General features: G+C 70.9%; 2 protein-coding genes. Both read right to left on the minus strand.

Annotated features, from left to right (window positions below; translation table 11 throughout):
* Positions 1-316 (minus strand): acyl-homoserine-lactone synthase (locus FV228_RS31935; protein ID WP_147857988.1); only part of this gene is annotated, 316 nt, incomplete at its 3' end.
* A gap of 86 nt (positions 317-402) precedes the next feature.
* Positions 403-635, minus strand: a 233-nt coding sequence (locus tag FV228_RS31940; protein WP_147857989.1) for a helix-turn-helix transcriptional regulator, incomplete at its 5' end; no start/stop codon positions are given.

Raw genomic sequence — 635 nt, forward strand, 5'->3', positions numbered from 1 at the left:
TCCCGCACCGGGTCCACTCGTAGACCGCCGCGCCCCGGGGCGCCGGGCCGCGCTCGGCGCGGTGCGGGTAGACCTCGGTGAGCAGATGCGGCCGGGTCGTCGGCAGGAGCCGGGTGTATGCGGTCACCGCCCCGCCCTCCAGGTAGGCCAGGTGGATGCAGCCGGGGCCGTCGAACTGGTCGATCTCGCGGCCGTCGGGCCGGCGGCAGGCCTCCCAGTTCAGCCGCTCCACGAACAGGGCGTGCCGGAACCGGTAGATCTTGTCCATCAGATCGCCGTGCCGGGAAATATTGTCGTCGTCGATCACGATAACCATGGATCACTCCCCCTTTGGGGGCGTGATGCCGGGTGGCGGGTCCGAAAGAGCCTCGTAAATTTACGAGGTCGGCGGCCGCCCCGGGGTCAGGCTATGATGCCCTGCCGCATCGCCTCGGCGACGCACTGGACGCGGTTGACCGCGTCGAGCTTGCGGGCCGCGTTCTTGAGGTGGAACTCCACGGTCCGCTGCGACGTGCTCAGGATCTCGGAGGCCTCCCAGCTGGTCTTGCCGGCCGCGGTCCAGCGCAGGCACTCGACCTCCCGCGCGGTGAGCCGGGGCGCCTTGCGCGCCGGGCTGCTGCGGCCGGACGTGTTCG

The organism is Methylobacterium sp. WL18 (genome assembly GCF_008040015.1).
Lineage (GTDB): Bacteria > Pseudomonadota > Alphaproteobacteria > Rhizobiales > Beijerinckiaceae > Methylobacterium > Methylobacterium mesophilicum.